This is a genomic window from Proteus terrae, from assembly GCF_003144325.1.
Classification (GTDB): domain Bacteria; phylum Pseudomonadota; class Gammaproteobacteria; order Enterobacterales; family Enterobacteriaceae; genus Proteus; species Proteus terrae.
The window spans coordinates 24,268-37,007 of sequence record NZ_PENS01000021.1 but is presented as its reverse complement, the minus strand read 5'-3'; the positions used below and the strand labels follow the sequence as shown (position 1 = coordinate 37,007).

The 12,740-nt window shown below is 33.5% G+C and carries 11 protein-coding genes; 5 read left to right on the top strand and 6 right to left on the bottom strand.

Translation table 11 applies throughout. The features are described from left to right. Window positions 1–189 precede the first annotated feature (189 nt). Window positions 190–1,428, bottom strand: a complete 1,239-nt coding sequence (locus DK857_RS17875; protein WP_109402898.1) for a TerD family protein — start codon at window positions 1,426–1,428, stop codon at window positions 190–192. Window positions 1,429–1,601: 173 nt separating this feature from the next. Between DK857_RS17875 and DK857_RS17870 the strand changes: the two genes are divergently transcribed. Next, window positions 1,602–3,002, top strand: coding sequence for an amidohydrolase (locus DK857_RS17870; protein ID WP_109402897.1), 1,401 nt, complete (start codon window positions 1,602–1,604; stop codon window positions 3,000–3,002). 351 nt (window positions 3,003–3,353) lie between these two features. Next, complete coding sequence (locus DK857_RS17865) at window positions 3,354–5,006, top strand: DUF4139 domain-containing protein (protein WP_227003211.1); 1,653 nt, start codon at window positions 3,354–3,356, stop codon at window positions 5,004–5,006. 104 nt (window positions 5,007–5,110) lie between these two features. On the opposite strand, the gene DK857_RS17860 is transcribed toward DK857_RS17865, so the two are convergent. From DK857_RS17860 to DK857_RS17850, 4 genes are all read right to left on the bottom strand, one after another. After that, window positions 5,111–6,145, bottom strand: coding sequence for a serine hydrolase domain-containing protein (locus tag DK857_RS17860; RefSeq protein WP_075672839.1), 1,035 nt, complete (start codon window positions 6,143–6,145; stop codon window positions 5,111–5,113). After that, window positions 6,142–6,405 carry a GNAT family N-acetyltransferase gene (locus tag DK857_RS19435; protein WP_227003209.1) on the bottom strand — a complete coding sequence of 88 codons (264 nt, stop codon included), beginning with the start codon at window positions 6,403–6,405 and terminating at the stop codon, window positions 6,142–6,144. Before DK857_RS19435 ends, DK857_RS17860 begins: the two co-directional genes overlap by 4 nt. A gap of 20 nt (window positions 6,406–6,425) precedes the next feature. Further along, entirely contained in the window at window positions 6,426–6,581 is a 156-nt protein-coding gene (locus tag DK857_RS19430; protein ID WP_227003207.1) for a hypothetical protein, read from the bottom strand. A 359-nt stretch (window positions 6,582–6,940) separates the two neighbouring features. Next, the gene (locus tag DK857_RS17850; protein ID WP_109402895.1) at window positions 6,941–8,317 is read right to left on the bottom strand and encodes an IS1/IS1595 family N-terminal zinc-binding domain-containing protein; all 1,377 of its coding nucleotides are present in this window, start codon (window positions 8,315–8,317) and stop codon (window positions 6,941–6,943) included. A 169-nt stretch (window positions 8,318–8,486) separates the two neighbouring features. On the opposite strand from DK857_RS17850, the gene DK857_RS17845 reads away from it, so the two are divergent. Both DK857_RS17845 and DK857_RS17840 read left to right on the top strand, forming a co-directional pair. Further along, on the top strand, window positions 8,487–10,052 hold the full coding sequence (locus DK857_RS17845) for a bifunctional metallophosphatase/5'-nucleotidase (RefSeq protein WP_109402894.1): 1,566 nt from the start codon (window positions 8,487–8,489) through the stop codon (window positions 10,050–10,052). A gap of 213 nt (window positions 10,053–10,265) precedes the next feature. Next, a complete protein-coding gene (locus tag DK857_RS17840; RefSeq protein ID WP_109402893.1) occupies window positions 10,266–11,018 on the top strand; it encodes a DUF4184 family protein in 753 nt (250 codons plus the stop codon). A gap of 83 nt (window positions 11,019–11,101) precedes the next feature. Here the strand turns inward: DK857_RS17840 and mnmH are convergent, their stop codons facing one another. Then, the gene (gene mnmH / locus DK857_RS17835) at window positions 11,102–12,187 is read right to left on the bottom strand and encodes a tRNA 2-selenouridine(34) synthase MnmH (protein ID WP_109393746.1); all 1,086 of its coding nucleotides are present in this window, start codon (window positions 12,185–12,187) and stop codon (window positions 11,102–11,104) included. 316 nt (window positions 12,188–12,503) lie between these two features. Between mnmH and DK857_RS17830 the strand changes: the two genes are divergently transcribed. Further along, window positions 12,504–12,740, top strand: a complete 237-nt coding sequence (locus tag DK857_RS17830; RefSeq protein WP_237585704.1) for a YtcA family lipoprotein — start codon at window positions 12,504–12,506, stop codon at window positions 12,738–12,740.

The following is a 12,740-nucleotide window of genomic DNA, read 5'->3' as shown; positions in this document are numbered from 1 at the left end:
CTATATCGTAACGGAAAGGTGTTTTTCTTGGTATAACCTTTAATACCCACCCGCATAGCGGGTGGTTTTATATTTAAGACGCTGACGCGACTTAAACTGGCTAAAGCCCATAATAAATAAACGGGCATAGGTATTATTGCCCGTTTTTCTTTAAGATAAACTTTAGATTATTTCTTTTTTATAATGAGATCAGACATAACGCTTGGTGCCTAAAATACTGGGTTTCTTCCCTTTAAAAACATGAGGGCCATCCATTGTTAATTTAAGCTCATTGCCATTGCGTGTTAACCAAGGTGTTGCTTCACTACCTGCTCTTGATGTTACACCTGATGGTTTTAATGTAATACTATCTTGATCAATTTCAATAATACCAATCACATAGGTATAAATCATATTATTGAAAAAGCCTTTCTTATACTCACAAGAACATTCAACCACTTGATTGCCATATTCCATACGCATTGTTGGTTTTAATGAGGCAACAGAGACGCAGCCGTTACTAATCGCAGAGTAGACACTACAAACTAACGCAACTTTACCGCCCATTAATTGGGAAATAGCAGGATTAATCTCAACGGTTTCACAACCGGGTTGTTCTTGACTCACACTAATCACATCACCTGTATGGAAAACAAAAGGATCAGAATTAAAAGCACCGCTTTTATCTGGCGCTTGAATAATCGACATTTGACCATTCGGACGTAAAATTCCCACACGAAGATCTAAATCATCATTATCTTTTCCATCACCATTATCTATCCATGTTGCACTGACTAAAATACGTTTAGGTGCATCATTACCTTTTATCAATGAAACACGATGACTACTATCGGGTTTAGTCAGCTTCACTACGTTTTTTTGTACATTTACAGGAGGCGATGGTGGTGTAACAACCGGAGCAGGCTCTTCAACTTCAACACCATAAAGGTTACATAAACCCGCAAGTCCAGAAGCAAAACCTTGCCAAACCGAACGGACTTTATTCTGACCATTTCGAACATAAAGTTCTAAAACGATGATGCCTGTCTCTTGTGAAAATTGGCTTGGTACTAACTCAATAACTTCATTATTTATCAGCACTTGTGCTTTTAATTGATTAACAACAGCAAAACCGCCAGCACTACCATCTTGCGTTAATGTAATTGCTATTTTGGTAATATTTTCGGGTAAACGGGAAAAGTCAAAATCAATACTATGAATAACTGTGGAGCCTTGAGTTATCGGTGAGATAAATGAAGCCGCACCAGAAGCGTGATGAGGAGCATTAAAGAAAACCATATCGTCGTCATTTACGACTTTTCCTGAGCCTGTTACTAAAAATGCAGTCAGATTAATATCAAGGTTATCGCCTACTGCATGAGAGACTTTAACTTGTCCTTTATTTTCGCTAAGTGATGTGTTTTCACCAGGTTGCAACGTTTTACTCATTAAAACTGCTCCTTAATTGATAAGACCAACTGCAAGTTATTGAGATAAAAGAAGTGATAATAACTTTAATTAATTATTTATTCGGTGATCTCTTTCACTTTCATTAGATATCAAAAGCCAATGAATTTATTTATAATCTTAGAGAAATTTTCCCATCAAGACGAGAGGTAATGATGTCATTTTCTAAATCTATGCTTGCTTTGGCTGTTATGGCGGTCTCCTTTTCTAGTTACGCGGCAAAACAGGCTGATTTGATGATAGTTGACGGTACTGTTCTAACTATGGATCAGCAAAATAAAATCATTGAACAAGGTACTGTTGTCGTAAAAGAAAATAAAATTATTGCCGTTGGTGGCCCTGAGCTTTCTAAAGAATATCAAGCCAATAAAGTGTTAGATGTTGATGGTGATATTGTGATGCCAGGTTTAATTAACACCCATACACATGGTTCGATGACTGTATTTCGTTCATTAGCTGATGATGTACCAGACAGACTTCACCGTTATATTTTCCCACTCGAAAGCAAAATGGTTTCTCGCGAAATGGTCAGAGTGGGTGCTGAACTTGCAAATATCGAAATGGTAAAAGGTGGCGTAACAACTTACGTTGATATGTATTACTTCGAAGATGAAGTAGCTAAAACTGTTGATAAAATGGGTAATCGCGCAGTATTAGGAGAATCTGTTATTAATTTCCCTGTTGCAGATGCGAAAACACCAGAAGAGGGCATCCAATACGCTGTAAACTTTATTAAAGAATATAAAGATCACCCTCGTATTATCCCAGCATTTGCACCACATGCTCCTTACACAAATACCACAGAAAACCTTCAGAAAATTGCTAAATTATCAATAGAACTTGATGTTCCTGTTATGATTCATTTAGCTGAAACTGACCGTGAACAAGAAGAAATTGCTAAACGTACTGGCGGTAAAAGTCCAGTTCAATATATGGCAGATATCGGAGCGCTAAATAATAAAGTTATCGCAGCTCACGCAATTATGGTCGATGATAAAGATATTGATTTACTGAAAAAATATGATGTTGGTGTCGCTCATAATATCAGTGCAAATACTAAATCAGCAAAAGGTGTAGCACCTGTCGTCGCGATGTTAGAAAAGGGTGTTCGTGTGGGCTTAGGGACTGATGGTCCAATGTCGAGTAACACGCTAACGACCATGAATGAGCTAAATCTTGTGGGTAAAATCCATAAATTAGTGAATAAAGATCGTGCTGCTATGCCACCATTAACTGTAGTAGAACTGGCAACAATGGGTTCGGCGAAAGTATTACATATGGAAGATAAACTAGGATCTTTAGAATCAGGCAAACTTGCTGATATTATCGTTGTTGATACTAAATCGCCTAATATGGTGCCAATGTATAGTCCTTATGCAGCATTAGTGTATGGCGCAAATGGCAGTAATGTTCGCCACACCATTGTTGATGGAAAGATCTTAATGGAAGATCGCCAACTATTAACCGTTGATGAAAAAGCCATTATTAAAGAAGCACAAGATTTCTCAGATAAAGTACGTAAAACCGTTATCGACAGCGGTGAAGTTGTTAAATAAGAATCGATAAAGATATCTTTATTCTAGGCAGTTTGTTTTTAAACTGCCTTTTTTATTGTTATTGCTAAAGTTCATTGATCTTTTCTGCTTATTTTTATCTAAACAAGACTATATAAAGATAATAAAAGCTAAATATTGCACCATCATTAAGATAATCCTTATTATTTAAATACTCATTTAATTTAAAACACTAACACACTGTTTTATCTGTTTTTTCTCCTTCACAACTATTAGATCTTTAAGTTTATTCTGTTATCTAATTTATTCGAGATGCAATACTATCTAAATATACTTGTGCAACTATTTTGCAGTTCCCACTAATACTGCTCATCAACTATGGATAGAATGAAAATGATGATTAAATCCAATAAATTAACGCTATCGCTTATTACATTATCTATTATTAGTGCAACTAGTGCTTTTGCTAATGAAATCAATTCCGTAGATCCGACTAAACCGATTAATTATGATATAAAACTCAATCAAGCAACGATTTTTTTACGGGGTGCTGAACTTGAAAATAACGTCACTCTCAACTTACCTGCGGGGCAGAGTGAAGTTGTTTTATCTAATGTTGCAAACAATATTGATCCTAGAAGCTTATCAATTAGCATTGATAATGAAGATGTGATTATTAACACCATTAACGTTAAAAAAATTCCTATTGCTCCTAGTTACCCTTCAGACATTGCAGTATTGATGGAAAAACAGAAAGACATTAATAAGCGAATTGAAGAATTAAACATCAATATTAATGTGGGTAATGAACAAATTACTTTATTAAAAGACCAATCATTTTTTGGTTATGGTGAAACTCAGTCATTAGAACACTCATCACAAAAATTTGATTTTATTAGCCAAAAAATGACATCTATTCTAAATCAGCAAAAAATGGCGCGTGAAGAAATCACTGAATTAACAAAACAATTAGAAGAGTTAAGCCGACAATTAGAAATTGATATGCCAATTATTGCGCAAGAGAAAACACAAATTGTTTTATCTTTAGGCACATCAAAAAATCTAACCAGTAAAATGCGTATTTCTTATATAACACCAGATGCAGGATGGTCACCTGCTTATGATATTCGAAGTCAAGGAATGGATAAGCCAATATTACTCACCTACAAGGCGGATGTTATTCAAAATACAGGCTTAAATTGGGATAAAGTAAAACTGATTTTAACATCCACAAATCCATCTTTAAATATTACTGCACCAACTTTATCACCATGGTATCTCGCTCTTTACAATGATAATGCTAAATTTAGAAGTAAAAGTATGAGCATGGAGATGGCTTCTCCAGTCGCACCATCTCCTGCGATAATAAGAGAAGAAAGTCATGAAAAACAATTAAATAAGGGAGTAACACGATATGTAACAACTAATAATAATGGGATTAATTTCAGTCATACTATCGCGTTACCTTACACCTTAAAAAATAGCACAGAGCCTAATACATTAGTGATTAATCAAAAAGAAGTTATTGCGAATTATCGCTATTTAACGACGCCTAAATTAGTTGAAGAAGTTTATTTACAAGCTGAAGTCAAAGATTGGGAAAACTTAAATTTACTTAATGGCCGTGCGAATATTTACTATATGAATAGCTTTGTTGGTAATAGTTATATTAATACTAATGAATTAACAGAGTTACTTAGTATTCCATTTGGAATAGATAAAAATATTCAAATTAGCCGTATTAACAATGAAAAAATAAGAAAAGAGCCTATCTTTATTGGTACAACCATTGAACAAAAAGAGAGTTATACTATTAAAGTAAGAAATACTTATAACTCTCCTGTAAAAGTCACTATTTACGATCAATTGCCACTTAGTCAGGAAAACAATATCAATGTAGCAGATGCAGTTTATAAAGACGGTGTACTTGATAAAGATACTGGCGAAATTAAATGGGATATTACATTAGGTGCCAAAGAGGAAAAATCATTACCATTAAATTATACCCTTTCTTATCCTAAGAATAGACAAATTATGGGGTTATAATTTCTCTTATTTAAATTAAAAAATAGAAGAGGGTGCAATTGCACCTTTTTCTATTTTACAAAGAGCAATCTTATATTTTTTATTATATTTTCTATTTTTGCCGACTAATTCAGCAAAATTTTTGCTGCTTCAGTTGCAAGTAAATCAATATTATAGTTTTCACGATTAGATAGAACTGCGATAGTAAGTTTTGATTGCGGAAAGCGCATAAAATAGGTTGAAGTTCCCATCCATCCTCCTGAATGTTCAAAACTTATTTCACCCAGAGCATGACTAATAAAAAGGCCAAATCCATAAGCTTCATAATCAATTACAGGCTTACCTTCACGCGTAGAATTAGGAAAAGGCAGTGTCATTTTTGCAATAAGCTCGGCACCACCCACTTTTGCAGTACTAAAGTTTTCACCCCATTTCATTAAATCGTTCGCACTTGAATGTACTGCACCATCCCCAGTATGTGTCCAAGGGCTTTCTGATAACTCATAGTTGCCTTGCTCATTTTCTGTATATCCAGACACAATAGGATTTACTGTAGGATATTCTTCAACAATAAACGTATCGTTCATTTGTAATGGCGCAAAAATGCGCTCTTGAGCAAAAACTGAAAATGGTTGTTGGCTTACACGCTCAATGATCTGAGATAACAAAAAATACCCAGTATTGTTATATTCAAATTTACTACCAATAGGATAGTAAGTCTTTGTTTGTTTTACGATATCAGAAAAACTTTCTTCTGGCGTAAGTTGTGTTGTGTAAGAAACACCTCGCTCAAACGCTAATTCCATATAATCAATTAACCCACTGGTATGGGAAACTAAATCGTTAATTGTGATCGCTTTGGCATAATCACCTAACTCCGGCAAGTAAATAAGAATTGAATCGTCAAGTGACAACTTTCCATCTTTAGCCAGAAGTAATATAGAAAAAGCGGTAAATTGCTTTGAAACAGAAGCCAAATTAAAGACACTATTTTCGTCAATTAATTGATTTTTAGATATATTCGCAAGACCTTTTTGAGCTTGATATATAACACCATCATCAAAGCGAGCCTGTATAATAATACCTGGTGTATTCTCTGAAATAGGTCTTAATAACTGTTCTATCTGATCTCGCTTGCTATTATTTTTGATATTTTTCATTGTGTTACTCTTATTAGTGCTAACATATCATCCCCATCTTTATCCATACCTATCTCTTCAAAACCAAAAGAGTCATAGAATGTCTTAGCCACGGGATTTAATGGGTTATAACAGATCTCAATTTCCTTGATTTCTTTATCTTTTTTAATTTCATTTAAAGCAATCTGAAGGGCATTTCTGCCTAACCCTTTATTTTGGTGTATTTTATCTATCATAAAACGCCAAATAGCAATTTTATGCGGGTTTTCTTTTACCCACATAAAAAAACCAACTGGTTTATCTAATAAATACCTCTGACGACATAGTTTTCGTTATAAGCCGCCTCAACTAAAGACCACATATTAGAAGCAATATAGTCTTCTTGATATTCTTCTACTTCAAGTAGACTAATTTCTTCGTAATTATCTGAAGTGATACGTTTTAAACTGATATCCATCATATTCTCTTTTTAAATCACAAAATCGCATTTTAATAAAAACTCATCGCTTATTATCTGCGATAAAATTAAAGAAAGATTAAGAGAAGATTTAGATAGCACAATAAGACACATTATTTATAATAAGAAAAAATATATTTATTCCATTGTCAAGAATGATCACGCCTTCTTAGGAAGATACACTAAAATCCGATTATATTTTTCCTGATAAAACGCTAATTGATTGTATTTAGTTTTAGTATAATTTTCAATTTTATCATGGCTATATGTGCCACTTTGCTATTAAGAATAGATAATTATTAAAAATAGATAGATAACATAATTAAAATAAAAACACCTTTTAATAAGGTGTTTTTATTTTAATTAAACAGTGACTTTATTGTTATCTTTTCTTTTATTAGTTCTATTCTTTGTGCTGGTGTCCCACTTTCATTGCTAAGACAATAATTATAGTAAAAACTATAAATAGATAATAGTAACTTTACTGTACTAGGCGATAATGTTTTTAAAAATACATCAGGGAATTTTTCTTTAAATGATTGAATAAATAGATGGCTGTAATCAAGAGAAGGGGATATTTTAGTATAAGAACTAACGTCATCCATTTTATTTACCCCTAAGTTACATAGATAGAATAACTCTTGGTTATCTTGAGATATAAACTCATACCACTTGTTATTCCACCAACCCAGCGTATAACTTCCTTTATAATTAAAATCTGATGTTAGGCGTGATCTCTTTGAAACCACATAATAAAGGTTAGACGTTTTTTGTTTTATTTCTTTACCGTAGGCAACCATACATCCACCACGGATAAAACTATCATGATAAATAAAATGATGTTTAATACTTATTGGTAGAATAAACTTTAATTTAAGAAAGTGGTAATGAGATAAAACAACAGGCTCGATAATATGCTCAGAGCAAATCTTTTCTGTATATTGAATTTGACCAAAACTTTTCCTACTGTTTATTTGTTCATATCGCATAATAATATTATCGAGTAATACACCTTGAGTATTATCTAATGTCTCTTTTTTAGTGTTGTTATGATATTGGCTATCAGAGCTTACTAATATCTCACTCCAATTAACACTTTGAAGAAAAACATAACCCGTTTTAGAGCAACAAGTTACCATTCCAAAAAGTTCATTTGAAAAGCCTTGTGTTGTGTTGTTACGACAACTCAACGTAAATACGTTTGTTTGTAAGTCATAAACCTTATTTTTATCTAATAGCTTTTCATATTGCCTTGCTTTTATTTCCATTATCTTTTCAATAACAGATAATTTTCTATAAAACAGAGCAGGGGTAATGTTTAAATTCTTAATAATATAACTGGGTGTTTGCGATTGTAAAATAAGAAGTTCTATTATTTTATTATTAAAAGACTTTAAATCTATGTTGTTTTTAAGAGAAAAAACCGTATTACACTGTTTACATTGATAGCGTACTGTTCCTTTTCCCGTCTTGCCATAAAGTATTTTTTCTGATGAATCACAATTTGGGCATTGCTCATTAACATTTAAATTAAAAAATTCAACATAAGGATTTAATAATGCCTTTATATCTTCATTATTAATTAATACGCTACTACCGCCACAACAATTGCAATAAACGGCAGGAAAACCTAATTTAAAAGATGGGATCACATAGGCATTTTCTACAACTTCAGAAAAATGCTCACAACTTTCTGTTTTACATACATTAACGTTAATTTCTTTTACTGTTTTCATCAGTTCTTATCACAAAAAACCAACACAAAATGATAATAACATAATTCAACTACGCATAATGCTAACGCACTGTGATAGTTATCATACTTTTAACAAGTCAGGTGTTATTAACTAAATACCGAACATCAACCAGGTTATTTCAGTATTTTTATACTTACAGGATATTATTATGAGTAAGCCCGTTCTTATATTACCTCTGTTAATTGGCGCTTTATTAGGAAGCTCTTCCGTATTCGCTCAAGAAATTACTATTTATCATACTAACGATTTACACGCGAATGCCGTTCCTTTTAAAGCACCTTATGTTAGTAAGGATAGATTAGTCGGTGGGTTTGCAAATATTGCAACCATTGTTAAAGACGCTAAAAAAAATAATCCAGGTGTTTTATTTCTTGATGCTGGCGATTATTTCACAGGTCCTTATTTAAGTACTTTAACCCAAGGTGAAGCCATTATTGATATCATGAACGAAATGTCTTTTGATGCGGCTTCCGTGGGGAATCATGAATTCGACCATGGCGTAGAAAACATGGTGGCTCAACTTAAAAAAGCAACATTTCCTGTACTTTTAGGTAATGTTTTCTATGAAGATAACGGCAAAGCTGTCTGGGATAAACCGTATATTATAATAGAAAAAGAAGGCGTGAAATTTGGTGTAATTGGATTGCATGGTAAGTTTGCTTTCTATGACACGGTTAATAAAGATAAACGAGAGGGGGTTGAAGCAAGAGATGAAGTTGAATACCTTAATAAATATCTTAATGAACTGAAAGGGAAAGTTGATATTACCATATTACTTGTTCATGAAGGTGTTCCAGCAAGACAATCTAGCTTCGGCTCAGCAGATGTCGCTCGTATGCTGCAAAAAGATATCGAATTGGCACAGCAAGTAAAAGGGTTAGATATTTTAATTACTGGGCATGCTCATGTGGGTACACCAGAGCCTATTAAAGTTAACGACACGCTGATTGTTTCTACGGACGCTTATGGTATTAACGTTGGAAAATTGGTGTTAGATATAAACGACAAAACTAAAAAAATTGATCACTATAAAGGCGAGTTAGTTAATATCTTTGCTGATGAACACAAACCTGACCCAGATACACAGAAAAAAATAGAAACATGGACTAAAAAATTAGATGAAATTGCACAACAAAAAATTGGCAATACTCAGAATGAACTAACGCGTTCTTACGGTGAGTCTTCTGAAATTGGTAATTTAATTACTGATGCTTTTTTAGTTACAGATAATCGGGCACAAGTTGCTTTTGTTAATAGCGGTGGTATTCGTAACGAGATCCATAAAGGAGATATTACGATCGGGGATATTATTAGTATGTTCCCATTCCCTGATGATTTAACTTACATGGAATTGAGCGGTAAAGACTTACGAGATTTAATGAACCATTCTGCAAATTTAACTAATGGTGTATTACAAGCATCTAGTGGTTTTGAAATGAAATATGACAGTACTAAACCTGTAAACGAACGTGTTGTTTCAGTTTCTATCAATGGAAAACGTGTTGAAGATAGTACTTATTACCCTATTATTGCTAATTCATTCTTAGCGAGAGGCGGAGATGGTTTTACTGCCTTCACACAAGGTAGAAATGCTAAAGATATTCCTAATACCAGTGCTGCTACGGCAGTAATTGAATATATTAAGCAAAAAGTCACTATCAATATGCCTAAAGAAGAACGTATTATTGATATCTCTGCAAAAAATAGTGTGTAAATAATTAATAATCCCATCATTTAATGCCATTAATGTTCTCACCATTAGTGGCGTTTTTGTATTAATAACAATGAGCTAATTTAATCTTAATAGTCGTTGTGATATCAGATAAAGCTTAGCTAATCTACTGATATACTCATACTCATACTCATACTCATACTCATACTTATATTCATTTTTTGTTATTCATCTTCATATTATAGAGATATTCCTATGCCGTGGACTTTTTCACATCCTTCTATTGTTTTCCCCATAAAGCAGTCCCGAATAGGAAAAAGCCTTAGTTTACCTGCATTAATTGTGGGAAGCACATCACCTGATTTACTCTATTCTTTTGGTTTATATCAATCAGCGACAACGGCACATAATTTATTGGGCTGGTTTTATACTGCATTTCCTTTTTGTTTACTGGTTTTTATTCTAAATTATTTACTACGAAATCCATTAAAGTGCGTATCGCCGATCCCTTTATATGAGCCAATAAAACCCAATATTAGAGCATTAAGCTTATTTGTTTTATCTCTATATATTGGTGCAATAACTCATATTGTATGGGATTCTTTTACCCACGAAACAGGAACTGCTGTCAGATTATTTTCTGTACTACAAGCACAGTTATTACAAGGAATGACCGATAGCCAAGAGATTGCTATCTATAAATTATTACAACATTTAGGCTCTGTATTAGGGTTGCTTTATTTGTGTTGGAAATACATTCAATACCAGCGCAAACAAGATGCTCCAACACAAAAAGAAAATCGTATTAAGTTATATCGCTTAATTGGGATCGGTTTTCTGTCTGGATTATGTGCTTTGCCTTTAGCTTTACAATTCTCAAATAAAGGGCAGGGAATTAACATTAATCGGTTTATTTTCCTTGAGCTCTCTTTGGCAGTGCCTTTTTTCTTTGGTTTAATGATAATCTTAGGAGCTTGGTTATACCGAACTAAAAGTTTGACCAAGTAAACTAAAAAAAGCCCCGTAACATAAATTTACGAGGCTCTTCTTTGGTATACTCTGTATTTAATACAGAAAATCTTAGCTATTTATTAGTTTTTAAACCACTGCATGACTTCTTCATAGCTTCCTTGGTAAATAATCTTATCTTCCTTTTTGCTTAATTGATAACGATACATCGGATCGTAATATTCTTTTAGTAAAGGGGTTAACCAAGAAAAATGTGCTTCTGTATTAGACTCTTTTTTCTGAATTTCTAGGGCATCATCTAGCAACTGCGTTAATTCCATTGCTCTTTGAGAGCCCAATCGACGGCGGATAGCAAATAAACCATGATGTAAATAATCACTGTAAGCTTGCCAACCTTTTTCTTCGCCATACGCTTCTAGATAATCGTGCGTCATACGATCAAAATACTCTGCTTTCAAACGTTCTATGCGTCGCTCTAAGGGATCATCCACAACAACTATTGAAGCACCAATCATTTTTGCTCGCAAACATTCAGGTAATCCATTGGCCCCAATAGCACGGCCTTCATCCTCAAGCACCCATCGTGTATATTTCGGTGATTTTTTCAACATTTCAACACCAAGATGGTTTTCAAATGTAGCCTGAGGAAATTGCTCTTCTACTATACGACCAAAAGATGAACCTCGATGATGTGCAATACCTTCGAGATCAATACCTTCTGGTAATGAACGCACTAAAGTCGTTTTTCCATTACCGGTACATCCACCAATTAAGATAATAGGGCGTTGAACTAATTCATTGGTCATTTCAATAACAGTCTGTCTTAACGCCTTATATCCACCTTCAATTAATGGATAATCTATACCACTTTCTTTAAGCCATTGCTGAACGATATGAGAACGCATTCCTCCACGAGCACAGCAAATATAACCATTTGGAAATTGCTCACAAGCATCACGCCAAGCTGCGATACGGTTATCACGAGTTTCACCACTTACCAATTGATGTCCTAAATCAACCGCTTTTTGTGAGCCTTGTTGTTTATAACAAGTTCCCACAGCAGCGCGTTCTTCATCATTCATTAAAGGCAAATTAATCGCATTAGGGATTGAGCCTTGATTAAATTCAATAGGTGCACGCACATCAATAATAGGTGTGTTATTAGCAAGAATATGTCGAATATTTTGAGCAGAAAACGCTGATTCCATAATAAAAATTGTAATATCTAGTCGGGCTGAAAGATTAGCTACTATACTCTTAAAATCATGTAACGCCCATAATTACAGTCATATTTAAAAATGGAGTCCTTCTTTCAATAAAAAAATTTAAGATAAGGGTGTGGATTGATAGATAAAAAACATCTAACATCTGTTTGATGGGATGTTTTAGATTAATTCATTGATTAAATACTATAAATAAAAACACTATCGTGTTGAAAACGAACCATAAAATTCATCGTAAAATGACGAGTGTATTACCTTGGACATAATAAAAAAATATTATCGTATTACTAGCTTGAGCATAATGATGTTGCTGTTATCAGGTTGTTCTCGAGGCCATTCTCCTTTTATTAGTATGTTAGGCGCCTATTTCCCATATTGGATGTTATGTACATTTATCGGCTTATTAGGGGCTTTTGTCATACGTGTGTTACTTATCTATTGGGGTATTGATGATAAATTGCCACTTCCTTTAATCTTTTATTTTGCAATATTGTTATCAATTTCTTTAACCATCTCTTTATTTTATTTTTCTTATTAA

Coding starts and splice junctions, on each gene's coding strand:
- DK857_RS17875 (WP_109402898.1), bottom strand. CDS start 1,428: ATGAGTAAAACGTTGCAACCTGGTGAAAACACATCACTTAGCGAAAAT.
- DK857_RS17870 (WP_109402897.1), top strand. CDS start 1,602: ATGTCATTTTCTAAATCTATGCTTGCTTTGGCTGTTATGGCGGTCTCC.
- DK857_RS17865 (WP_227003211.1), top strand. CDS start 3,354: ATGATGATTAAATCCAATAAATTAACGCTATCGCTTATTACATTATCT.
- DK857_RS17860 (WP_075672839.1), bottom strand. CDS start 6,145: ATGAAAAATATCAAAAATAATAGCAAGCGAGATCAGATAGAACAGTTA.
- DK857_RS19435 (WP_227003209.1), bottom strand. CDS start 6,405: ATGTGGGTAAAAGAAAACCCGCATAAAATTGCTATTTGGCGTTTTATG.
- DK857_RS19430 (WP_227003207.1), bottom strand. CDS start 6,581: ATGGATATCAGTTTAAAACGTATCACTTCAGATAATTACGAAGAAATT.
- DK857_RS17850 (WP_109402895.1), bottom strand. CDS start 8,317: ATGAAAACAGTAAAAGAAATTAACGTTAATGTATGTAAAACAGAAAGT.
- DK857_RS17845 (WP_109402894.1), top strand. CDS start 8,487: ATGAGTAAGCCCGTTCTTATATTACCTCTGTTAATTGGCGCTTTATTA.
- DK857_RS17840 (WP_109402893.1), top strand. CDS start 10,266: ATGCCGTGGACTTTTTCACATCCTTCTATTGTTTTCCCCATAAAGCAG.
- mnmH (WP_109393746.1), bottom strand. CDS start 12,187: ATGGAATCAGCGTTTTCTGCTCAAAATATTCGACATATTCTTGCTAAT.
- DK857_RS17830 (WP_237585704.1), top strand. CDS start 12,504: ATGATGTTGCTGTTATCAGGTTGTTCTCGAGGCCATTCTCCTTTTATT.